Here is a 20,777-nt window from a genome sequence, read left to right as displayed (position 1 = left end):
CGGCGTCTTGCTAAAAAAACAGACAATGTTTAATGTTGCGCTGCGGTAGCGGACAGTTCCGATAATGCAAACAAAGACGCACATTTTGCGTCATGTTCTCTTCACCTCAAGGTATACACAGCATGGGCAAAATCGCACTCCTGTTTGCGATGATTTTACTGCCAGCCCTCAGCATGGCAATGACACCCGAACCCGTCTCAGCGGCACCGGTCAGCAAAGAATTAAAGAAGCAGTTACTCGGTACCCCGGTCTATATCCAGATTTTCAAGGAAGAACGCACGCTCGAACTCTACGGCAAAATCGGTAATGAATTCCGCCTGCTGGATACCTATCGCATCTGTAACTTTTCTGGCGGCCTCGGCCCGAAACGTCGTGAAGGCGATTTCAAAAGCCCGGAAGGTTTTTACAACGTGAAGCTGAATCAGCTGAAGCCGGACAGCCGGTTTTATCGCGCGATTAATATTGGCTTTCCGAATCAGTACGATCGTAATCAGGGCTATAGCGGCAACTACCTGATGATTCATGGCGACTGTAAGTCGATTGGCTGCTATGCCATGACCAACGCCTATATGGATGAGATTTTTACTTATGTGAACGCGGCGCTGCGTAACGGCCAGCAGGATGTCAGCATCAGCATCTATCCGTTCCGCATGACCGACAGCAACATGCAGCGTCACCGCTACTCCAGCGATGCCAGTTTCTGGCAACAGTTGCAGCCGGGCTATGCGTACTTTGCGAAATATCACCAGCCGCCGATGGTCAATGTCGCCAGCGGGAAATATGTGATGAACAACAGCCCGGCACCGGTGTTAGCCAGTCCCGAAGCCGCTTCACGTTCATTCCTGGCGCTCTCCAAGGCAGAATAACGCCCATTCACCTGGCGCAATCCGTTGCCAGGTTTCATTGGCCGTCAGTGGCTGCGTAGCAATCACCGTCACCACGTCATGCGGCGTGGTGTGCTGCTGAAAATCGACCTCCACATCCTGATCCAGTAACTGCGCCCGGCCAAAGGGTGCGCGGCGGGTGATCCAGTAGAGATTGGTGGAGCAAAAGGCCATCAGATAACGGCCGTCTGACAGCAGCATGTTAAACACGCCCTTCTGCCGTAACGAACCGGCCAGCTCTCCGATAAAACGAAACACCGCAGGCCAGTTGCCCGGCGTGCGTGGATAGCGTGTCGCCAGCTGATGCAGGATCCAGCAGAACGCCTTCTCACTGTCCGTTTCGCCCACGGGCCGGAATGTACCGGTCTCCAGTTGACGATAGCCTTTAAGCTGACCGTTGTGCGCGTAGGTCCAGTTTCGGCCCCACAGCTCGCGGGTAAACGGGTGGGTGTTTTCCAGCGACACCTGACCACGATTCGCCTGGCGGATGTGCGCCACCACCGAATGTGATTTGATCGGATACTCCTGCACCAGACGCGCAATCGGCGAGTTAAAGCTCGGCAGCGGATCTTTAAACGTACGACAACCTTTATCTTCGTAAAAGGTAATGCCCCAGCCATCTTTGTGAGGCCCGGTTCCACCGCCCCGCTGAACCAGTCCGGTAAAGCTGAAACAGATATCCGTGGGAACATTGGCGCTCATCCCGAGCAATTCGCACATAGCCACCACCTCTGATTTTGCGGCCTCCCGTCAGGCAGGAGGCCAGCGCAGTTATTTCACCATCTCTTTTTCGATCAGCAGCATCAGGATGTGGATCACTTTAATGTGGATCTCCTGGATGCGATCGGCATAACCAAAGTGCGGCACGCGGATTTCAATATCGGCACTGCCTGCCATCTTACCGCCATCTTTACCGGTCAGGGTGATCACTTTCATCCCCTGCGCACGCGCAGCTTCAATCGCTTTAATAATATTGGCAGAGTTGCCGGAGGTTGAGAGGCCCAGCAACACATCGCCTGGTCGTCCTACCGCTTCCACATAGCGCGAAAAGACATAGTCATAACCAAAGTCATTACTGACGCAGGAGAGATGGCTGACATCAGAGATAGCAATCGCCGGATAGCCAGGACGATTTTCACGGTAGCGACCGGTCAGCTCTTCGGCGAAATGCATCGCATCACAATGTGAACCGCCGTTACCGCAGGAAAGCACCTTGCCGCCCGCCTTGAAACTGTCAGCCAGCAGCACCGCAGCACGTTGAATCGCATGAATATTGGCGTCATCGCTGAGGAATTTAGTCAGCGTATCCGCAGCTTCATTAAGCTCAGAGCGGATGATGTCCTGGTACATAGGGATGTCCTTTTTTAGGAGAGGTTAATCGCAGCAAGTTTAACGGAATGGCCGGTCAGCGCAAAGCGTCATGCCATGTCCGGCCAGATAGTGGCGGCGATGATCATTGCCACAGTTGATGCAAAAATGGGCTAAAAACGGTTTTTGTGAGGCAGGTTGTAATTGCGATGTAAACAAATTGATAAATCCCTTCAACTACTCTAAACCTCTCTACATAACAGGTCAGACCTCTTACTACTTGGAGCGGTTCATTATGATGGTTGTTTCGATACTTGCCACTGTGGCGCTGATTGGCGCCCTGTTCTATCACCGCCTGTCGTTGCGGCTCAGCAGCGCCATCCTGTTGCTGTGGACTGCGGCGATGGCTGTTGCTCATCTCTGGACGCCGTGGCTGCTGTTGCCGCTGGCGATCATCCTGCTGCCATTTAACCTGCCGTCACTGCGCCGCAGCCTGTTTTCAAAGCCGATCTTTCAGCGCTTCCAGAAGGTGATGCCGCCGATGTCACGCACCGAGAAAGAAGCGATTGATGCGGGCACCACCTGGTGGGAAGGCGATCTGTTCCAGGGCAAACCGGACTGGCAGAAGCTGCACAACTATCCACAGCCGCGCCTGACTGCCGAAGAGCAGGCTTTCCTCGATGGCCCGGTTGAAGAAGCGTGCCGCATGGCTAACGATTTCCAGATTACCCATGAGCTGGCCGATATGCCGCCGGAACTCTGGGCTTATCTGAAAGAGCACCGCTTCTTCGCGATGATCATTAAGAAAGAGTATGGCGGACTCGATTTCTCCGCCTATGCACAGGCCTGCGTGTTGCAAAAACTGTCAGGCGTTTCCGGGATTCTGGCGATTACCGTGGGCGTGCCTAACTCACTGGGTCCGGGCGAACTGCTGCAGCACTACGGCACCGAAGATCAGAAAAATCACTATTTACCGCGGCTGGCACGCGGCGATGAGATCCCCTGCTTTGCGCTGACCAGCCCGGAAGCGGGTTCAGATGCCGGTGCGATCCCCGATACCGGCGTCGTCTGCATGGGCGAATGGAAGGGTCAGCAGGTGCTGGGCATGCGCCTGACCTGGAACAAGCGCTACATTACGCTGGCGCCAATCGCCACCGTGCTGGGCCTGGCATTCAAGCTTTCCGACCCGGAGCATCTGCTCAGCGACAATGAGAATCCTGGCATTACCTGTGCGCTGATTCCAACGAATACCCCCGGCGTGGAAATTGGCCATCGCCACTTCCCGCTTAACGTACCGTTCCAGAACGGGCCGACGCGCGGCAACAATATCTTTGTACCGATTGACTATATTATCGGCGGGCCGGAAATGGCCGGCCAGGGCTGGCGGATGCTGGTGGAATGTCTGTCAGTAGGCCGCGGTATTACGCTGCCATCGAACTCAACCGGCAGCCTGAAAAGTGTGGCGCTGGCGACAGGTGCCTATGCCCATATCCGCCGTCAGTTCCGGGTTTCAATCGGTAAGATGGAAGGGATTGAAGAGCCGCTGGCGCGCATCGCCGGTAACGCTTACGTGATGGATGCGGCGGCCACGCTGATTACCGCCGGGATTATGCAGGGTGAAAAACCGGCAGTGCTGTCGGCGATTGTGAAATATCACTGCACCCATCGCGGTCAGCGCGCCATTATCGACGCCATGGATATTGCGGGCGGTAAAGGCATCATGCTCGGCAACAGCAACTTCCTGGCCCGTGCCTATCAGGGCGCACCGATCGCTATCACGGTGGAAGGCGCTAACATTCTGACCCGCAGCATGATTATCTTCGGACAGGGCGCGATTCGCTGCCATCCTTATGTGCTGCAGGAGATGGCGGCCGCAGCCAGCAACGATGTTAATGCGTTTGACGGGGCGCTGTTCAGCCATATCGGGCACGTGGGCAGCAGCACTATGCGCAGCCTGTGGCTGGGCTTAACCGCCGGGCGCACCAGCGCCAGTCCGACCCGGGATGGCACCCGCCGTTATTACCAGCACCTGAACCGCATCAGTGCCAATCTGGCGTTGCTCTCTGATGTGTCGATGGCGGTACTGGGCGGCAGCCTGAAACGCCGCGAGCGTATTTCGGCGCGTCTGGGCGATGTGCTGAGCCAGCTCTATCTTGCCTCTGCGACGCTGAAACGCTATGACGATGAAGGCCGCAACGAAGCCGATCTGCCGCTGGTTCACTGGGGCGTGCAGGATGCGCTGCATCAGGCGGAAGTGGCTATCGACGATTTGCTGCGTAACTTCCCGAACCGTCTGGTGGCGGGTGCATTGCGGATGACCATTTTTGCTGGCGGTCATCACTGCCCTGCGCCATCTGATCGCCTGGATCATCAGCTGGCGAAAATGCTGCAACAGCCGTCGGCTACCCGCAGCCGTCTGGGCCGTGGCATGTATCTGACGCCGAGTGAGCACAACCCTGCCGGTCAGCTGGAACAGGCGCTGCAGGATGTGATGGCGGCAGAAGTGATCCATGACAGGCTGTGTAAACAGACGAAACAGCACCTCTCCTTTACCCGGCTGGACGCGCTGGCGAAGCGTGCGCTGGAGCAGGGCTGGATTGATGCTAAAGAGGCTGACGTGTTGAAGCGTGCTGAAGCCAGTCGTCTGCGTTCGATTAACGTCGATGAGTTTGAGCCGGAGGCACTGGCCGTACCGGTGCCAGAGAAAGCCCCTCAGCCTGCGTCACGGGCAAGTGAGGCGGCATAAGATTCAGGGCCGATGTGATATCAGCATCGGGTACTGAACTTAAAGCGATGGGAGTCAGCACTGTTTTCAGAGGTCGACGCCTCGTCGGCCAAAAAGAGCTGACAATGACAAATCCAGGTGAATCTGACCACAATCGATTAGCTTAAGGCGCAGGGAGCAGGGTCAGAAGAGGAAAGCGTCCCGTGCCACGGACAAAAACGCCGGGAGCGTTTTTGAACAACGCAAAGCGTTGGCCCGTTTACGGGCGCACCTCAGGGATGAGGTGCGTAATTGCGCGGGCCGAGCGAGCCAGGGATGGCTTTAGCGACTTTCCGATCTGACCCTGTTACCGGCGCGGTCACACTCTTACAGCCAGCCTTTGATTTACCTGAAAGCCGACATCATGTCGGCTTTTTTTATCCCGCCTGACGGATGCGGGCAATCAGCGCATCCACATCTTCGACGTGATCGGCTGCCAGAATCAGCGTACGTCCCAGGTTAATCGCATTGCGGATGCAGTCGGTACGCATTGCCGGATCGGCAATCAGCTTCATATCCGCCACGTGAGACATCCCCACCGTGCGGCGAATCAGTTCGGTGCCGCAGTAACCGATGGTATCGGCCCACACTTTACGCAGAAATGCTTGCGAATAGCCTGGATAAGCCAGCGCCTCATCGCGGGTCTTCTCTGCCGCCAGCGCCAGGAAGCCTGACGCAAAGGTCGTCCAGAGGGTGTGAACATCGCTGAGACGCTGCTCGCGTGCATCGGCGGCCTCACGCGGAGGCAGCAGACCCGGCAGGCCGCAGTAGTTAATCAGCAGGTTGCCGATGGCGGTGCCGACATCAAAACCGATAGGGCCAAAATAGCCAAATTCTGCATCAATCGCTTTCAGGCTGCCGTCCGCAACGAAAATCGAGCCGCTGTGAATATCGCCATGCAGCAGCGCTTCAGCATGGGCAAAGAAGCGATGTTTAAGGCCGCCCACCGCAATGCGCAACGCATCGTCATCACGCAGGCTGGCGACCAGGGGCTCAAGCGCAGCGGGATAGCTGTTGCGCTCATGGTTGGTGTAAGGATCGTTAAAGAAAAGATCTTCGGTGATTTCACACATTTCCGGATTAATGAAACGCGCCACTTCCGCCTTTTTTTGATGCGGATGCAGGATGAAGTCGGAAGTATGGAACAGGGTCTGCGCCAGATAGTCGCCTAACTGCTGCGCCGCTTGCGGGTAATACGCGCCTTTCACCAGCTCGCCGCGCCAGATGCGATGGCTGGAGAGATCTTCCATCACCATCACTGCCAGCTCCGCATCATAATGGGTGATCTTCACCGTATGCTGCGGACAATATTTGTAGTGTTCGACCAGGGTCTGCGCTTCCAGCCGCGCCCGATCCAGCGTCAGTGGCCAGGACTCCCCTACGCAGCGCACATAGGGCAGCGCCTGCTTGACCACCACCCGACTGTTGCCCTGATCGTCATAAATTTTAAACACCAGGTTAAGGTTGCCATCACCAATCTCTTCTGCGCTGCTCAGCGCGGCAGGATTGTCCACGCCGCCAAATTGTCGGGCATATTCCACAGCATCAGCAGCAGTAAAGGTACGGTATTGCGACATTGCCTGTTCCTTATCATTCGAAGGGGGTCACTCAGGGATAATAAGCCGTTCAGACGTCTATACATCCGTTCAGCATGTTGGCACAATACGCATCATTAACGCAACATGGATTTCACCCACAATGCAGAGACTTCAAACCACCAGTTTACAGATTCGTGACAATCAGCTCTGGATTCTGGATCAGCAGGCGCTGCCGCAGCAGAAGAACTGGCTGCCCGCGCACAGCGTGCCTCAGCTGATTGAACATATCCACGCGCTGCGGGTGCGCGGTGCGCCGCTGATCGGCCTCTCCGCCTCGCTGCTGCTGGCGCTGCTGGCAGAACAGGGACTGACGCGCGCTGAACTGGCGCAGGCACTGGAGACCCTGCGTGCCGCCCGCCCTACTGCGGTCAATCTGATGAACAACCTGGATCGGATGAAAGTGGCCTTGGCACAGCCAGACTTTACCCCCGCGCTGGCTGAAGAAGCCTGGCGGCTGGTGCAGGAGGATAAGCTGCTGTGTGATGCCATCGCTGACGCGGGCTGCACGCTGGTGAAACCCCATAGCCAGTTGCTGACCCACTGCAATACCGGCGGGCTGGCCACCGCTGGCGTCGGTACGGCGCTGGGCGTGATTGCCCGCGCCCATCAGCAGGGGCTGATTAAGAATGTCTGGGTGGATGAAACCCGCCCGCTGTTACAGGGCGGCCGGTTAACCGCCTGGGAGCTGGGCGAACTGGCGGTTCCTTACACGCTAATCACCGATTCCATGGCCGCCAGCCTGATGGCCCGTGGAGAAGTGGATGCGGTGTGGGTCGGCGCTGACCGCATTGCCACCAACGGCGATGTGGCGAATAAAATCGGCACCTACAGCCTGGCGGTGCTGGCGCATTATCATCAGATTCCGTTTTACGTAGCGGCCCCACACACTACGCTGGATCGCAGCTGTCCTGATGGCGCAGCGATTCCCATTGAGCAGCGCGCCGCCAGCGAAGTGACGGGCGTAGCCGGCAGTTTTGGCAGCGTGCAGTGGGCACCGGAAGCGGCAAAGGTTTACAATCCGGCGTTTGATGTTACGCCCGCCGCCCTGATCAGCGGCTGGGTGCTGGATACCGGCGTGGTCACGCCTGACCAGGTACAGAACGGCATCTTCCAGCCGCAGTAACGGTCTGCAAGGCGTTTACCGTGAGCGGCAAACGCCTTGCGAAAACGACGGGCTGATTACGCCAGACGCGGATAGGCATCCGCAATCTTATCGCCGGTAAAGTTCGCTACCCAGCCTTCCTGATTATCGAAAATACGGATAGCCGTGAAGTGCGGTGACGATCCCATATCAAACCAGTGCGGCGTGCCCGCGGGCACCGAGATCAGATCATTTTTCTCGCACAGGATCTGCAGGATCTCACCATCCAGATGCAGGCAGAACAGCCCGGCCCCCTCGACAAAGAAACGCACCTCATCTTCACCGTGCGTATGCTCATTGAGAAACTTCTCGCGCAGCACGGTTTTCTGCGGATTGTCGGCATGCATGCTGATCACGTCCCAGCTCTGATAGCCTTTCTCCGCCACCAGCCGATCAATCGCATGCTGATAGGCGTTGATCACCGTTTCGGCATCCGGGTTCTCACCCAAATCGCGATCGGCTTCCCAGCGCTCAAAACGGACACCTTTAGCATTCAGGCGGTCACGAATCGCTTCCGCGTCAGTGCTGTGCCACACCGGCTGGCTGGCTTCGCGGTCGGTAAAAATAGTCAGTGCGCTCATCCTAAATCGACTCCGGGTTAATCTGGGTAAAATCAGTCACCTGACGATGGCGGCTCTCGTCGTCCGCTTCGCCACGCAGTAATTGCATTGTCTGCCAGCCCGCCTCTGCGGCGGCATCCAGCTCCTGATGAATATCGGAGAGAAACAGCAGCTGTGCCGCTGGCCGACCAATTTCAGCGGCGATGGCGCGATAAGCCGCGACTTCGCGTTTGGCACCCACGCGCGTATCAAAATAGCCGCTGAACAGGCCAGTAATATCACCTTCGTCGCTGTAGCCAAATAACAATTTCTGCGCCGCAACCGAGCCGGAGGAATATACATAAAGTTCAATGCCCTGCGCCTTCCAGTGGCGCAGCGCAGGCAGGACATCGGGATAGAGATGACCGGTAAAACTGCCGTTCACGTAGCCGTCACGCCAGATCATCCCCTGCAGCGCTTTCAGGCCGGTGGATTTGCGATCCTGGTCCATAAAGCTCAGCAGAATGTCCGTCACCCCGTTCAGATCAGCCTGCGGCTGATCGGCCTCTTCACGCACCGACTGCAGCGCCGCTGCCACCTCGGGCTGGTGCGCATTGTTACGCACGAAGTCCGGCAGGTGCTGGCGGGCATAGGGAAACAGGATGTTATGTACAAAGCGGATATCGCTGGTGGTGCCTTCGATATCAGTAACAATGGCGCGAATCATGCTTTCTCCAGCAGGCGACGTTGACGTTCACATTCGAATAAAAATTCCAGACCTTCCAGATGACGGCGGGCTTCGCTGACATCCTGGCCCCAGCAGGTTAAGCCGTGGCCGCGCAGCAGAAAGCCATAACGCAGCGGAAAGCGGGCAGCGTAATCTTCAATTTCTGACGCCAGCGCCGTAATGTCCTGGCTGTTGTCAAAAACGGGAATCGCCAGGGTATCCAGGTGGGTGTGCTGGCCGCTTAACGATTTTTGCATCTCATAGCCATGCAGCAGCAGCGCCGCACCCTGCTCTACCCGCGACAGTACGGTCGAATTGACCGTGTGGGTGTGCAGCACCGCGCCCGCCTCCGGAAAGAGGCGATAGATCATCGTGTGCAGCCCGGTTTCTGCCGACGGCTTACGGCCAGAGAGCGACTGGCTGGTGGCGATATCGACCTCGATAAAGTCATCCCGCGTCAGCGTGCCTTTATCTTTGCCCGATTCACTCAGCAGGCAGACATGTTCATCACGGCGCACGGACATATTCCCGCCGGTGGCCGGTGCCCAGCCTTTCGCCCCAATCCAGTGACAGGCGGCGACCAGTTGATCTAACGGAAGACTCTGCGACATAAAGGTTCCTTGCGGTGAAATATAATTCCGGATAAGTACGGGTAGCCAACGCCGCCGACGCGCAGCTCATGACGCATGTAAATGCTAAATGGACCGTGTGTAACATGGCGCATGTAAATGCGAAATGATCCGCATCTCAGCGAGGCAGCAAGTGCGCGCATCCCCGTGAGCTGACACTTGTCAGTGACCGGGGTAAGCAAACGAAGCTAACGAAGCTGAGGTGTGGAGCATGACGCATTTAGCCGTCTAAGCGTCTTGATTGCCAAATACTACCATCCTGTTTATAGTGGCACAAACACCGGGTGACACCGCATCAATCTTCGCGCTTAAGGCCTGACACCATGACGCAGCACAACCTGATCCCCGAGAGTAAACTCCCTCTGCTCGGCACCACGATTTTCAGCCAGATGAGTGCGCTGGCGCAGCAGCACAACGCCATCAATCTCTCACAGGGCTTTCCCGATTTCAGCGGCCCGGACTATCTGCAGCAGCGACTGGCGTATCACGTCAGCCAGGGCGCGAATCAGTATGCGCCGATGACCGGTGCGCTGCCGTTGCGTGAGGCGATTGCAGAGAAAACCGCGCGACTTTATGACTATCGTCCGGATGTTGAGGCGGAAATCACGGTGACGGCGGGCGCAACAGAAGCGCTTTATGCGACGATTACCGCGCTGGTGCGGCCAGGCGATGAGGTGATCTGCTTTGATCCCAGCTACGACAGCTATGCCCCTGCGGTGGAGCTGTCGGGCGGCGTGATGAAACGCATTACGCTGCAACCGCCCGCTTTTCGGGTGGACTGGCAGGCGTTTGCTGCGCTACTGAGTGACAAAACCCGGCTGGTGATCCTGAATACGCCGCACAATCCTTCGGCCACCGTCTGGCAGCAGCAGGATTTCGCCGCGCTGTGGCAGGCAATTGCTCAGCACCCAATCTATGTGCTGAGCGACGAAGTGTATGAGCACATCTGCTTCGATGAGACGGGCCACGCCAGCGTGCTGGCCCATCCTGAACTGCGGCAGCGCGCCATTGCGGTATCGTCGTTTGGTAAGACGTTCCACATGACCGGCTGGAAAGTGGGTTACTGCATTGCCCCTGCGGCAATCAGCGCCGAACTGCGCAAGGTGCATCAGTACCTGACCTTCTCGGTGAATACCCCGGCGCAGCTGGCGATCGCCGATATGCTGCGTGAGCATCCGGAACACTATCTTGAGCTGCCGGCGTTCTATCGCGATCGCCGCGATCGACTGGCGACGGCACTGAGCAACAGCCGCTTTAAGGTGCTGCCCTGCGAAGGCACCTACTTTTTGCTGGTCGATTACAGCGCCATCTCCGATCTGGATGATGTCAGTTTCTGCCAGTGGCTGACGCGCGAAGTGGGCGTCGCCGCGATTCCCCTGTCGGTGTTCTGCGCCGATGCTTTCCCCTATAAACTGATCCGCCTCTGTTTTGCCAAACAGCCGGCGACATTAGATGCCGCCGCGGAGCGCTTATGTCAGCTTTAAAAATTACCGTTTTGCAGGAGACGCTGAGCTGGATGGATGGCGAGGCCAACCTGCGCCATTTTGACGCGCAGCTGGCCGGATTCACCGGACGCGATCTGATTCTGCTGCCAGAGATGTTTACTACCGGCTTTGCGATGGAGGCGGCAAAGAGCTCCCTGCCAGAGGCGCAGGTGGTTGAATGGCTGCATCAGCATGCCCGTCGCACCGATGCGCTGATCGGCGGCAGCGCGGCAATCCAGACCGAAAACGGCGCGGTAAATCGTTTCCTGCTGGTCGAGCCGGACGGCACGCTGCATCAGTATGACAAGCGTCACCTGTTCCGCATGGCGGACGAGCATCATCACTATCTGCCTGGTGAGCAGCGTCAGGTCTTTGAGTGGCGCGGCTGGCGCATCCTGCCGCAAATCTGTTACGACCTGCGCTTCCCGGTCTTCTCGCGCAACCGCAACGATTACGATCTGGCGCTCTATGTCGCCAACTGGCCTGCGCCACGCGCGCTGCACTGGCAGGCGCTGCTGTTAGCGCGGGCGATTGAAAATCAGGCGTATGTGGCAGGCTGTAACCGCGTCGGCAGTGACGGCAATCAGCATCACTATAGTGGCGACAGCCAGATTATTTCGCCGCAGGGCGAGATCCTTAGCGCAGCCGAGCCGCATCAGCGCGCCCGACTGGATGCTGAGCTGTCGCTGGACGCACTTAATGCTTACCGCGAGCGTTTTCCGGCCTGGCAGGATGCGGATCGTTTTTCGCTGTAAATCGCAGGCGCGGCCATCAGCCTTTAACTGCCGCGATAAGTTGACCACGACCAGGGCGAAATCAGAAACGGCAGGTGAAAGTGGCTGCCCGCCTCGGCAATGACAAAATCGATCTGCGCGCTGACGTAGAGCGCATCCCGACCGGCGACGGCAAAATAGTCGCCAATTTCCGCCGTTAAACGGTAATGACCCGGCGTAAGCGGCTCAGGCGTCAGATCTTTCAGACGTCCGTCGCTGTCCGTTTCACCCTGAGAAATCGGAAACCACCCTTCCGGGCTGTTCTGCTCCAGTGAAATCGCCACGCCGCTGGCCGGTTTGCCCAGCGCCGTGTCAAGAATATGGGTCGTTACGGTACTCATTGCATCGTCTCCTTAAGGCGTAACAGAGTAATTTCACGCAGCTGGTCCAGCGCCTCCTGCTGCTCGGTAACCTCACTATTCTGCAACCGGCGCTGCAACTCTGCCAGCATCTGCTCGCCGCTGCGCCCTCTGGCGCGTATCAGGAACACCCGGCCAAAACGCGCTTCATATGCCTGATTGCCCTGCTGCATCGCCTGTTGCAGAGCGTGATCGGCCTGCTGCATTGCAGACTGCTCGCCGCGCGACAACGCGGCTTCTTTATCTGCACCGTTTGCGCGTTCACCGATGCGCGGATGTGCCGACAGTGCGGCCTCCAGTTCAGGCTGCTGCCACTGACGCGCCAGCGCATCGGCAGTTGCCAGTAATGCATCGGTGGTGGCAAAAGGCCGGGCCGCCACCAGCGCCTGTTGCCAGTGCGGGAGCGCCACACAGTGCCGGATGGCCGCCTGCGCTTCGTCAGCGGAAAGCTGATTAAATGCGGCTAATTCCATGTTCAGCTCCGTCCGGCAATCAGCGAGACCGCCTGTAAATAAGCCTGCAGCGCAGGTGCCACATCTTCCACCGCCACCGACTCCGCCGGATGATGGCTGATGCCGCGATGGTTACGCACAAATAACATGCCGACCGGCCAGCGTTCAGCGATGGCGATAGCGTCGTGCCCGGCGCCGCTCGGCAGCGACAGGCTGCGACCCTGCACCGTTTCAACCGCATGGCTCAGCGCCTGTTGCAGCGCAGAGTCACAGGCGGTGGCACCGATGCGATAATATTCGTTCGACTCGAAGCGAAGTCCACGGCGAAGCGCAATCGCCTCGGCCTGGGTTAACAGGCTGGAGAGTAGCGTCTCCAGCGGATTATCCAGCGGACCACGCACGTCCAGCGACAGTGATATCTCACCCGGAATGACATTGACCGCCCCCGGCGCGCAGTTAATCGTGCCGACGGTGGCGACCAGCTGCGGGTCCTGCTCACGCGTCGTCTGCTCGATAAACACCATCCACTCGGCAGCGGCGGCCAGCGCATCTTTGCGATGGGTCATCGGCACGGTGCCCGCATGGCCCGCTTCTCCGGTAAAACGGCAGTTGAGCCGGCGCGCACCGTTGATCGCCGTAACCACGCCCAGCGCCAGATCCTCCTGCTCCAGGCAGGGGCCCTGCTCGATGTGCAGCTCAAGATACCCGACGATATCCTCAACCCGCCGTGCCGCAGAGGCGATTCTGTCGCTATCGAGCCCGACATCGGCCATCGCCTGCGCTACGGTGATGCCGTTGCCGTCAGGATGGGTCACCCAGCTTTGCGGCCAGCTGCCAGTAATGCCACGACTGCCGAGCAGCGTAATGCCAAAACGGGTGCCCTCTTCGTCGCCGAAACCAATCACCTCAATCGCCAGCGGCAGGCGGCACTGATGTTCGTTAAGCCACTGCACGGTTTCAATGGCACTGAGTACGCCCAGCATCCCGTCGTAGCGACCGGCGTTGCGCACCGTGTCGAGATGCGAGCCAAGCAGCAGCGCAGGCGCACCCGCTTCTGCCGCCTCGTAGCGCCCGCAGATATTGCCGACCGCATCCTGCCACACCTGCATCCCCGCCGCCTGCATCCACTCACCGACGCAGGCGTTGGCGCGCAAATGTTCTGGGGAGAGGTAGACGCGGGTCAGCCCCTCAGCCGTTTCGCTGATCGCCGCCAGCGCATCGCAGCGCGCCATAACGCGCTGTGCAGCGGCCTGGGCTTCGCTGGCGCTCATCATCATGCGTGGCTCCCGTAGTGATCCCAGGCGGCCTGCGCGGCGGCACCCTGTGGCGTGCGATAGCCGACATAGGTCAGCACCGTTTCCAGCGCGGACAGCGTCTGCATCACGCAGTCTTTGCGCGCGTTGTAGCCCATGGTGCCGATGCGCCACACCTTGCCATGCAGCGGGCCAAACGAGGTGCCAATCTCAATGCCGAAATCTTCCAGCATCAGTTTGCGCACCTGATCGCCATTCACGCCAGACGGGATCATCACGCCCAGCACGTTGTTCATTTTGTTTTTCAGGTCGCCGAAGGTCTCCAGCCCCATCCCCTGAATGCCTTTCAGCATCGCTTCACCGTGCAGTTTGTGACGGGCGATGCCGTTATCCAGACCCTCCTGCAGGATCAGACGGGCGCACTCGCGCGCGCCAAACAGCGCACTGGTGGCTTCGGTATGATGGTTGAGCCGCTCCGGGCCCCAGTAATCCATGATCATGCCGAGATCAAAATAGTTGGAGTAGATCATCTCCTCTTCGCCATCCTGATGCGCTTCGGTACGGATCCCCTGCTCTACGCATTTGCGTTTGCGGATCACGGCTTCCATCTCTGCGCTCAGGGTGATCGGCGAGGTACCCGATGGGCCGCCCAGGCATTTCTGCATCCCCGCCGAGACGGCATCCAGTCCCCAGGCGTCCGTTTCCAGCGCGTTACCCGCCAGCGACGCGGTAGCATCGGTGTAGAACAGCACGCCATACTGTTTGCAGATTGCGCCTAACTGCGCCAGCGGCTGCAGCATGGTGGTCGAGGTGTCACCCTGCACGGTCAGCAGCAGGCGCGGTCGCACTTTTTTAATCGCATCTTCGATCTGGTCCGGGGTAAAGACTTCACCCCACGGCACTTCAATGGTGTGGACTTCCGCACGACAGCGGCGGGCAATTTCGCACAGCAGATGACCGAAGCGGCCAAACACCGGCACCAGCACTTTGTCGCCAGGCCGGATCGATGACAGCAGAATGGCTTCGATACCGGCGCGGGAGGTGCCGTCAATCAGCAGCGTCCAGCGGTTCTCTGTGCGAAACACGCCGCGATAGAGCGCCATCACTTCATTCATGTAGTGGGTCATCGCGGGATCGTACTGCCCCAGCAGCTGACTCGACATGGCGCGCAGCACGCGGGGATCCGCGTTGATCGGCCCAGGTCCCATCAGCAGACGCTGTGGCGGATTGAGTTGCGGGTAGTGATTGATATCCATCTTCCTTTCCTTTTTCAGAATCAGAGGCGAACCGAAGAGATAAACTGCTTAAGTTCCGGCGTCTGCGGCTGGGCGAACAGCGTTTTACTGTCGCCCTGCTCCCAGACGCGCCCCTGATGCATAAAGACCACACGATCGCCCACGTCGCGGGCGAAGTTCATTTCATGAGTGACGAGGATCAGCGTCATTCCCTCTGCCGCCAGCTGCTCAAGAACTTTGAGCACTTCGCCCACCAGTTCGGGATCGAGCGCGGAGGTGATCTCATCACAGAGTAAAACTTTCGGCGTCATCGCCAGCGCACGGGCAATCGCCACGCGCTGCTGCTGACCGCCGGAGAGGCTGGCAGGATAGTAGTTAAGGCGTTCGCCCAGCCCGACCTTCTCCAGCATCTGCGCAGCCAGCGCCCGGCACTCGGCCTCGCTTTTCTTCAGCACACGGCGTGGCGCCAGCATGACGTTCTCCAGCGCCGTCATGTGCGGGAACAGGTTGAAGCTCTGAAACACCATCCCGACCGAGCGGCTGATTTCACGCGCCTGCGAATCGCGGTCGGTGATCGTCATCCCGCCGAGCTTGATGCTGCCCTCCTGATAGCCTTCCAGACCGTTCATGCAGCGCAGCAGCGTGCTTTTACCCGATCCGCTGCGACCGATGATCGAGATCACTTCGCCCATGTCGATATCCAGATCCACGCCTTTCAACACATGGTTGTCGCCGTAATATTTTTGCACCTGATTAATGGTGATGAGCGGCATTGAATTTTTTCTCCAGATACTGGCTGTAGCGAGACAGCGGATAACACATCAGGAAGTAGCCCAGCGCCACCAGCCCAAAGACTTTAAAAGGCTGATAGGTCACGTTGTTCAGAATGGTGCCGGCTTTAGTCAGCTCGATGAAGCCGATAATTGATGCCAGCGCGGTGCCCTTAATCACCTGGACCGCGAATCCTACGGTCGGGGCGATACCGATGCGGATCGCCTGCGGTGCCACCACCCGCCATAGCGTCTGACCGAAGGTCAGGCCGAGGCAGCGCGACGCTTCCCACTGCCCTTTCGGCAGGGCGCGGATGCTGCCGTACCAGATGTCGACCAGAAAGGCGCTGGTGTAAAAGGTCAGCGCCAGCGAGGCGGCGGTCCAGGGCGCGACATCAATACCAAACAGGCCGACGCCAAAAAACGCCAGGAACAACTGCATCAATAGCGGCGTGCCCTGAAACAGCGCGGTGTAACCGCGTACCGCGCGTGTCAGCCACTTACGCTGCAGCAGTCGCAGAAACAGCAGCGGCAGCGTCACCAGCGTGCCGCCGACAAAGGCCACCAGCGACAGCAACAGAGTCCAGCGCGCCGCCAGCAGCAGATTGCGCAGGATGTCCCAGTCGGTAAAGGTCGTCATCATGATGCCTGCACTCCAAACCATTTACGGCCAATCGCCAGCAGCAGATGGCGCATCGCAATCGACAACGCCAGGTAGATCAGCGTGGTCACCAGATAGACCTCAAAACTTAAGAAGGTGCGCGACTGAATCAGGTTGGCTGCGAAGGTCAGCTCCTCATAGGAGACCTGCGACACCACCGACGAGCCCAGCATGACGATGATGCACTGACTCACCAGCGCCGGATAAATGCGCTGCAGCGCAGGCGGCAGCACGACCCGCAGAAAGGTCTGGCTGCGGGTTAATCCCAGCACCCGTCCCGCTTCCCACTGCCCTTTGGGCGTCACCTGGATCCCGGCGCGGATGATCTCGGTGCTGTAGGCGCCAAGATTGATCAGCATCGCCAGCAGCGCCGCCTCACCCGCAGTGAGTTTCAGCCCCAGCGCAGGCAGACCAAAAACAATAAAGAACAGTTGCACCACAAACGGCGTATTGCGGATCAGCTCGACATAGATGCCCCACAGACGGCTCATCCAGCTCGGTTTGCCGCTGCGCAGCGCGGCGCCCGCAATGCCCAGCGCCACGCCACCGGTGGTCGCCAGCACCGTCAGCTGGATGGTGACCCACAGACCGGAGAGCAGCTCCGGCCAGTAGGGCCACAGGGCGGGAAAGTTAAGTTGCCCGATCATGAATCCGTCCTCAGGCGCCGAGGTTCGCAGGCAGCGGTGCTTTCAGCCATTCTTCAGAGAGTTTATTCAGCGTGCCATCTTTAATGCCCTGCTCAATCAGTTCATTCACTTTCGCTTTCAGCGCAGGCTCATCTTTCTTCAGGCCGATAAAGCAGGGTGAATCTTTCAGCATAAACTGCGCGACGGGCGCTTTGGCCGGATTCTGGCGCGCAATGGCGGCGACGACCAGGTTGCCGGTCGCAACATACTGCACCTGACCGGAGAGATACGCAGACAAGGTGGTGTTGTTGTCTTCATAGCGTTTCACCTGCGCATCTTTCGGGGCCACTTCGCTGAGCACCATGTCCTCTACCGCACCGCGCGTGACGCCAATCGACTTGCCGCTCAGAGCCGACGCCGCTTTAATTTCATCGCCTTTCGGACCGAAGACGCCCAGAAAGAACGGCGCATAGGCGCGGGTAAAGTCGATCACCTTTTCACGCTCGGGGTTTTTACCCATGCTGGAGATAACCAGATCGACCTTGTCGGTTTGCAGATAAGGCACGCGGTTGGCACTGCTGACCGGCACCAGCTGCAACTTAAGTTTCATCTGCTTTGCCAGATATTTCGCCGTGTCGATGTCATATCCCTGCGGCTGCAGGTCAGTGCCGACCGAGCCAAACGGCGGGAAATCCTGCGGCACGGCGACGCGGATGACGCCGCGCTTCTGGATATCCTGCAATTGATCGGCCAGCGCACTGCCCGTTTGTGCCATCAGTAATGCCGCTGTCGCAACCGCCATCAAAACTTTTTTCATTATGCACCCCGGTGAGATTAACGTGAAACAAAAGATTCTTTGACAAGCAATCTGCAACTAATGTGCCAACCCGGGCGGCAACAGAAAAAGGGTTAAGCGACAGAGAGTTCTACGGAAATAGGGCGTAATCGGGGCAATCACGCCGCGGAAGAGGTGTTCTGAAATGGGGCAAAGCACCAAAACGGTGCCTGTTAACGGTGCTCCAGCTCGTCAAACTGCTGGTAAAGGTCGGCGATCTGATGAATCCGCTGGCGTCCCTGTGCCAGCATTTCATGCAGCAGCGCATTGGCGATCAGGTTAACCAGGCTCATGGCGGCACTGTAACTGTCGAAGGCGGAAACGCTGTCGAGCGGCGTACAGAGCTGCCAGCGTGCCAGCGCAATTACCGTCTGCGCCTGTGGCTCACACAGCGCCAGCAGCGGGATGCCAGCCGTCTGCAGCTGCTGCATCAGTGGGCGAATGATGCGCGGACGACGACGAAACGCCATCACAATGACCATATCGTCCGGCGTGATATCCACCAGCTCCTCAGCCAGCGTCTGGCCCGGCTGCGGCAGAATATGCACCTGCGAACGCGCCTGTACCAGCTGCTGTCGCAGATGCAGCGCTACCGGATAGGCGTTGCGCATGCCGATGATAAAGAGACGTTTAGCCTGCGCCAGCTGCTGAATCACCTCGTTAAAGTGCCGGGCATCCAGGCTGTTTACCCACTGCGTCAGATTAGCCATCTCCTGCTTGTAATGACGTGCCAGCAGCGTATTGCCCTGCACCGCATCCCGGTTATCGGTCAGCGGCATGCCGCTCTGGCGCAGGATGCGAAGCTCATCACGCATATCCTTGTACTTCTCATAGCCCAGACGCTTAAACAGTCGACTGACTGTGGCTTTCGACACGCCACTGAGCCGCGCCAGCTCGGCGCTGTTGTAGCTAATCAGATCATCGAAGTGGTCAAACACGAAGTCGGCAATACGCTGCTCCTGCGGAGAGAGCTGGGCATAGTGACTTCTGAGTCGTTCATCAAGCTGTTTCATAAGGCGTCCTGTAACTTTTGTTTCAGCAGAAGCTAGCACAATTTACGCCAGGTTAACCGGTGCATCGTCAGCGGAGCATGAAAACTGGAACAGCTCTTGCTTTGTTATGGGTTCTGTCACCCAAAGAACGAGAAAAAGATGATTCAAAGCAATATGGCCCCGCAGGGGATGGCGGTAACGCCACACCATCTGGCGAGTGAAAGTGCGCTCGCGGTGCTGCGTGATGGCGGTAATGCCATTGAAGCGATGGTAGCCGCTGCCGCGACTATCGCTGTGGTCTATCCGCACATGAACGGACTGGGCGGCGATGGCTTCTGGCTGATTCTGCCGCCCGGCGGCGGCCCTGTCGCTATCGACGCCAGCGGTGCCGCCGGTTCGCTGGCTCACCGCGATTTTTACGCCGATCACCCGAAGATCCCCCATCGTGGGCCGAAAGCGGCGCTGACGGTGGCCGGTACGGTCAGCGGCTGGCAGGAGGCCCTGACGCTCTCTGCGGAGATGGGCACCCCGCCACTGCCGCTGGCCCGTCTGCTGCGGGATGCGATTCGCTACGCCGCCGACGGCATTCCGGTGAGCGCCTCACAGACCGCCGCGACCACGAACTTCCGCAGTGAGTTGCAGCATCAGCCCGGCTTTAGTGCCCATTTTATGCCCGACGGCGATGTGCCGCAGCCGGGCAGCCGTTTTACCCAGCCCGCGCTGGCGAATACCCTGAGCCAGCTCACCGAAGAGGGACTCGACAGCTTTTATCGCGGTCCGCTGGCTCACCATATGGCCGACGAGATGGCGACGCTGGGCATGCCGGTGACGCTGTCCGATCTGCAGCAGCATCGCGCCCGTCGCACGACTCCGCTGCATCTCGCCCACAGCGAAGGCGACATCTGGAATATCGCTCCGCCGACCCAGGGCGTCGTGTCGCTGGCGATCCTCGGCATCACCGATCGCCTGGAGATGGCCGAGGCTGACGACGCACAGACGGTGCACCGCATCGTTGAAGCCACCAAAAAAGCCTTTGCCCTGCGCGACAAACACATCACCGATCCGCGTCACGTCACCGAAGATTTGCAGGCGCTGCTGGAAAGCGATCACCTCGCCACGCTCGCCAGCCAGATCGCCGATGGCGAGGCCGCCGCCTGGGGCAGCGGACGCGGACCGGGCGATACGGTCTGGATGGGCGTAATGGACAGCAGCGGTCTGGCTGTCTCTTTTATTCAGAGCATCTATCACGAGTTTGGCAGTGGTGTGGTGCTGCCCGGCACGGGCGTTACCTGGCAGAACCGGGGCGCGGCGTTCAGCCTCGACCCTGAGCATCTGCTGGCCCTTGCGCCCGGCAAGCAGCCGTTTCATACCCTGAATCCCGCCGCCGCACGGCTGAAAGATGGCCGGACAATGGTGTATGGCGCGATGGGCGGCGATGGACAGCCGCAGACCCAGGCGGCGATTTTCACCCGCCATGTGATTCAGGGCCTGCCGCTGCAACAGGCGGTCAGTGCGCCGCGCTGGCTGCTGGGCCGTACCTGGGGGCAATCGTCAGACTCGCTGAAACTGGAAGGCCGCTTTGACGATGAAACGGTATTGATGCTGCGTCTGTGGGGCCATGAGGTGGAAATGCTGCCGGATTTCAGCGAATCCGTGGGCCATGCGGGCGCGATTGTGCGCCACAGCAACGGCATGTTCGAGGGCGCAAGCGATCCGCGCAGTAACGGCAGCGCCGCCGGTTTTTAAC

General features: G+C 58.7%; 21 protein-coding genes. 6 read left to right on the top strand and 15 right to left on the bottom strand.

Features of this window, described 5'->3' with window-relative positions:
- Positions 1-122: 122 nt before the first annotated feature.
- Positions 123-866, top strand: coding sequence for a peptidoglycan meso-diaminopimelic acid protein amidase (gene dpaA, locus NIM72_RS16115; RefSeq protein ID WP_253421153.1), 744 nt, complete (start codon positions 123-125; stop codon positions 864-866).
- Here the strand turns inward: dpaA and NIM72_RS16110 are convergent.
- Together NIM72_RS16110 and lpcA are read right to left on the bottom strand one after the other, a co-directional pair.
- The gene (locus tag NIM72_RS16110) at positions 837-1,604 is read right to left on the bottom strand and encodes a class II glutamine amidotransferase (protein WP_253421150.1); all 768 of its coding nucleotides are present in this window, start codon (positions 1,602-1,604) and stop codon (positions 837-839) included. The genes dpaA and NIM72_RS16110 overlap by 30 nt on opposite strands.
- A gap of 51 nt (positions 1,605-1,655) precedes the next feature.
- Positions 1,656-2,234, bottom strand: coding sequence for a D-sedoheptulose 7-phosphate isomerase (lpcA, locus tag NIM72_RS16105; RefSeq protein ID WP_013356896.1), 579 nt, complete (start codon positions 2,232-2,234; stop codon positions 1,656-1,658).
- Between the two features lie 253 nt (positions 2,235-2,487).
- Here lpcA and fadE point away from each other — a divergent pair, with 253 nt between their 5' ends.
- A complete protein-coding gene (gene fadE / locus NIM72_RS16100) occupies positions 2,488-4,938 on the top strand; it encodes an acyl-CoA dehydrogenase FadE (protein ID WP_161734505.1) in 2,451 nt (816 codons plus the stop codon).
- 395 nt (positions 4,939-5,333) lie between these two features.
- Here the strand turns inward: fadE and mtnK are convergent, their stop codons facing one another.
- The gene (gene mtnK, locus NIM72_RS16095) at positions 5,334-6,533 is read right to left on the bottom strand and encodes an S-methyl-5-thioribose kinase (protein ID WP_161734507.1); all 1,200 of its coding nucleotides are present in this window, start codon (positions 6,531-6,533) and stop codon (positions 5,334-5,336) included.
- Positions 6,534-6,654: 121 nt separating this feature from the next.
- Here mtnK and mtnA point away from each other — a divergent pair, with 121 nt between their 5' ends.
- On the top strand, positions 6,655-7,677 hold the full coding sequence (gene mtnA, locus NIM72_RS16090) for an S-methyl-5-thioribose-1-phosphate isomerase (protein ID WP_253421146.1): 1,023 nt from the start codon (positions 6,655-6,657) through the stop codon (positions 7,675-7,677).
- A 56-nt stretch (positions 7,678-7,733) separates the two neighbouring features.
- On the opposite strand, the gene NIM72_RS16085 is transcribed toward mtnA, so the two are convergent.
- From NIM72_RS16085 to NIM72_RS16075, 3 genes are read right to left on the bottom strand one after another with little or no spacing between them, the layout of a single operon-like run.
- On the bottom strand, positions 7,734-8,276 hold the full coding sequence (locus tag NIM72_RS16085) for an acireductone dioxygenase (RefSeq protein WP_253421144.1): 543 nt from the start codon (positions 8,274-8,276) through the stop codon (positions 7,734-7,736).
- Between the two features lies 1 nt (position 8,277).
- Positions 8,278-8,961 carry an acireductone synthase gene (gene mtnC, locus NIM72_RS16080; RefSeq protein ID WP_253421141.1) on the bottom strand — a complete coding sequence of 228 codons (684 nt, stop codon included), beginning with the start codon at positions 8,959-8,961 and terminating at the stop codon, positions 8,278-8,280.
- On the bottom strand, positions 8,958-9,572 hold the full coding sequence (locus NIM72_RS16075) for a methylthioribulose 1-phosphate dehydratase (RefSeq protein ID WP_161734515.1): 615 nt from the start codon (positions 9,570-9,572) through the stop codon (positions 8,958-8,960). The genes mtnC and NIM72_RS16075 overlap by 4 nt, the downstream gene beginning before the upstream one ends.
- A gap of 341 nt (positions 9,573-9,913) precedes the next feature.
- Between NIM72_RS16075 and NIM72_RS16070 the strand changes: the two genes are divergently transcribed.
- The gene (locus tag NIM72_RS16070; RefSeq protein WP_161734517.1) at positions 9,914-11,074 is read left to right on the top strand and encodes a pyridoxal phosphate-dependent aminotransferase; all 1,161 of its coding nucleotides are present in this window, start codon (positions 9,914-9,916) and stop codon (positions 11,072-11,074) included.
- A complete protein-coding gene (locus tag NIM72_RS16065) occupies positions 11,062-11,829 on the top strand; it encodes an amidohydrolase (RefSeq protein WP_161734519.1) in 768 nt (255 codons plus the stop codon). The genes NIM72_RS16070 and NIM72_RS16065 overlap by 13 nt, the downstream gene beginning before the upstream one ends.
- A 23-nt stretch (positions 11,830-11,852) precedes the next feature.
- Here NIM72_RS16065 and uraH read toward each other — a convergent pair whose 3' ends face one another.
- The 9 genes from uraH to hpxU form a co-directional block, all read right to left on the bottom strand.
- The gene (uraH, locus tag NIM72_RS16060) at positions 11,853-12,188 is read right to left on the bottom strand and encodes a hydroxyisourate hydrolase (RefSeq protein WP_161734521.1); all 336 of its coding nucleotides are present in this window, start codon (positions 12,186-12,188) and stop codon (positions 11,853-11,855) included.
- On the bottom strand, positions 12,185-12,679 hold the full coding sequence (uraD, locus tag NIM72_RS16055) for a 2-oxo-4-hydroxy-4-carboxy-5-ureidoimidazoline decarboxylase (protein WP_161734523.1): 495 nt from the start codon (positions 12,677-12,679) through the stop codon (positions 12,185-12,187). Before uraD ends, uraH begins: the two co-directional genes overlap by 4 nt.
- A gap of 2 nt (positions 12,680-12,681) precedes the next feature.
- Positions 12,682-13,935 (bottom strand): allantoate amidohydrolase, encoded by a 1,254-nt coding sequence (hpxK, locus tag NIM72_RS16050; protein ID WP_161734525.1) that lies wholly within the window; start codon positions 13,933-13,935, stop codon positions 12,682-12,684.
- Positions 13,932-15,167 carry an alanine--glyoxylate aminotransferase family protein gene (locus NIM72_RS16045; protein WP_253421138.1) on the bottom strand — a complete coding sequence of 412 codons (1,236 nt, stop codon included), beginning with the start codon at positions 15,165-15,167 and terminating at the stop codon, positions 13,932-13,934. The genes hpxK and NIM72_RS16045 overlap by 4 nt, the downstream gene beginning before the upstream one ends.
- Before the next feature lie 20 nt (positions 15,168-15,187).
- Positions 15,188-15,919, bottom strand: a complete 732-nt coding sequence (locus tag NIM72_RS16040; RefSeq protein WP_061061686.1) for an amino acid ABC transporter ATP-binding protein — start codon at positions 15,917-15,919, stop codon at positions 15,188-15,190.
- On the bottom strand, positions 15,900-16,556 hold the full coding sequence (locus NIM72_RS16035) for an amino acid ABC transporter permease (protein ID WP_161734556.1): 657 nt from the start codon (positions 16,554-16,556) through the stop codon (positions 15,900-15,902). Before NIM72_RS16035 ends, NIM72_RS16040 begins: the two co-directional genes overlap by 20 nt.
- Entirely contained in the window at positions 16,556-17,224 is a 669-nt protein-coding gene (locus NIM72_RS16030; protein ID WP_161734529.1) for an amino acid ABC transporter permease, read from the bottom strand. The genes NIM72_RS16035 and NIM72_RS16030 overlap by 1 nt, the downstream gene beginning before the upstream one ends.
- Positions 17,225-17,234: 10 nt before the next feature.
- Entirely contained in the window at positions 17,235-18,020 is a 786-nt protein-coding gene (locus NIM72_RS16025; protein ID WP_161734531.1) for a transporter substrate-binding domain-containing protein, read from the bottom strand.
- A 191-nt stretch (positions 18,021-18,211) separates the two neighbouring features.
- Positions 18,212-19,051 carry a MurR/RpiR family transcriptional regulator HpxU gene (hpxU, locus tag NIM72_RS16020; RefSeq protein WP_222924491.1) on the bottom strand — a complete coding sequence of 280 codons (840 nt, stop codon included), beginning with the start codon at positions 19,049-19,051 and terminating at the stop codon, positions 18,212-18,214.
- Between the two features lie 138 nt (positions 19,052-19,189).
- Here hpxU and NIM72_RS16015 point away from each other — a divergent pair, with 138 nt between their 5' ends.
- On the top strand, positions 19,190-20,776 hold the full coding sequence (locus tag NIM72_RS16015) for a gamma-glutamyltransferase family protein (protein WP_161734535.1): 1,587 nt from the start codon (positions 19,190-19,192) through the stop codon (positions 20,774-20,776).
- Position 20,777 lies beyond the last annotated feature (1 nt).

The organism is Pantoea sp. B550, from assembly GCF_024158165.1.
In the GTDB taxonomy this organism is placed as follows: Bacteria; Pseudomonadota; Gammaproteobacteria; order Enterobacterales; family Enterobacteriaceae; genus Pantoea; species Pantoea alfalfae.
This window is presented reverse-complemented; position numbering and strand designations above follow the sequence as displayed.

Bases quoted from the DNA above. Each gene is read 5' to 3' on its own strand.
- dpaA (WP_253421153.1), top strand. From the start codon at position 123: ATGGGCAAAATCGCACTCCTGTTTGCGATGATTTTACTGCCAGCCCTC.
- NIM72_RS16110 (WP_253421150.1), bottom strand. From the start codon at position 1,604: ATGTGCGAATTGCTCGGGATGAGCGCCAATGTTCCCACGGATATCTGT.
- lpcA (WP_013356896.1), bottom strand. From the start codon at position 2,234: ATGTACCAGGACATCATCCGCTCTGAGCTTAATGAAGCTGCGGATACG.
- fadE (WP_161734505.1), top strand. From the start codon at position 2,488: ATGATGGTTGTTTCGATACTTGCCACTGTGGCGCTGATTGGCGCCCTG.
- mtnK (WP_161734507.1), bottom strand. From the start codon at position 6,533: ATGTCGCAATACCGTACCTTTACTGCTGCTGATGCTGTGGAATATGCC.
- mtnA (WP_253421146.1), top strand. From the start codon at position 6,655: ATGCAGAGACTTCAAACCACCAGTTTACAGATTCGTGACAATCAGCTC.
- NIM72_RS16085 (WP_253421144.1), bottom strand. From the start codon at position 8,276: ATGAGCGCACTGACTATTTTTACCGACCGCGAAGCCAGCCAGCCGGTG.
- mtnC (WP_253421141.1), bottom strand. From the start codon at position 8,961: ATGATTCGCGCCATTGTTACTGATATCGAAGGCACCACCAGCGATATC.
- NIM72_RS16075 (WP_161734515.1), bottom strand. From the start codon at position 9,572: ATGTCGCAGAGTCTTCCGTTAGATCAACTGGTCGCCGCCTGTCACTGG.
- NIM72_RS16070 (WP_161734517.1), top strand. From the start codon at position 9,914: ATGACGCAGCACAACCTGATCCCCGAGAGTAAACTCCCTCTGCTCGGC.
- NIM72_RS16065 (WP_161734519.1), top strand. From the start codon at position 11,062: ATGTCAGCTTTAAAAATTACCGTTTTGCAGGAGACGCTGAGCTGGATG.
- uraH (WP_161734521.1), bottom strand. From the start codon at position 12,188: ATGAGTACCGTAACGACCCATATTCTTGACACGGCGCTGGGCAAACCG.
- uraD (WP_161734523.1), bottom strand. From the start codon at position 12,679: ATGGAATTAGCCGCATTTAATCAGCTTTCCGCTGACGAAGCGCAGGCG.
- hpxK (WP_161734525.1), bottom strand. From the start codon at position 13,935: ATGATGATGAGCGCCAGCGAAGCCCAGGCCGCTGCACAGCGCGTTATG.
- NIM72_RS16045 (WP_253421138.1), bottom strand. From the start codon at position 15,167: ATGGATATCAATCACTACCCGCAACTCAATCCGCCACAGCGTCTGCTG.
- NIM72_RS16040 (WP_061061686.1), bottom strand. From the start codon at position 15,919: ATGCCGCTCATCACCATTAATCAGGTGCAAAAATATTACGGCGACAAC.
- NIM72_RS16035 (WP_161734556.1), bottom strand. From the start codon at position 16,556: ATGACGACCTTTACCGACTGGGACATCCTGCGCAATCTGCTGCTGGCG.
- NIM72_RS16030 (WP_161734529.1), bottom strand. From the start codon at position 17,224: ATGATCGGGCAACTTAACTTTCCCGCCCTGTGGCCCTACTGGCCGGAG.
- NIM72_RS16025 (WP_161734531.1), bottom strand. From the start codon at position 18,020: ATGAAAAAAGTTTTGATGGCGGTTGCGACAGCGGCATTACTGATGGCA.
- hpxU (WP_222924491.1), bottom strand. From the start codon at position 19,051: ATGAAACAGCTTGATGAACGACTCAGAAGTCACTATGCCCAGCTCTCT.
- NIM72_RS16015 (WP_161734535.1), top strand. From the start codon at position 19,190: ATGATTCAAAGCAATATGGCCCCGCAGGGGATGGCGGTAACGCCACAC.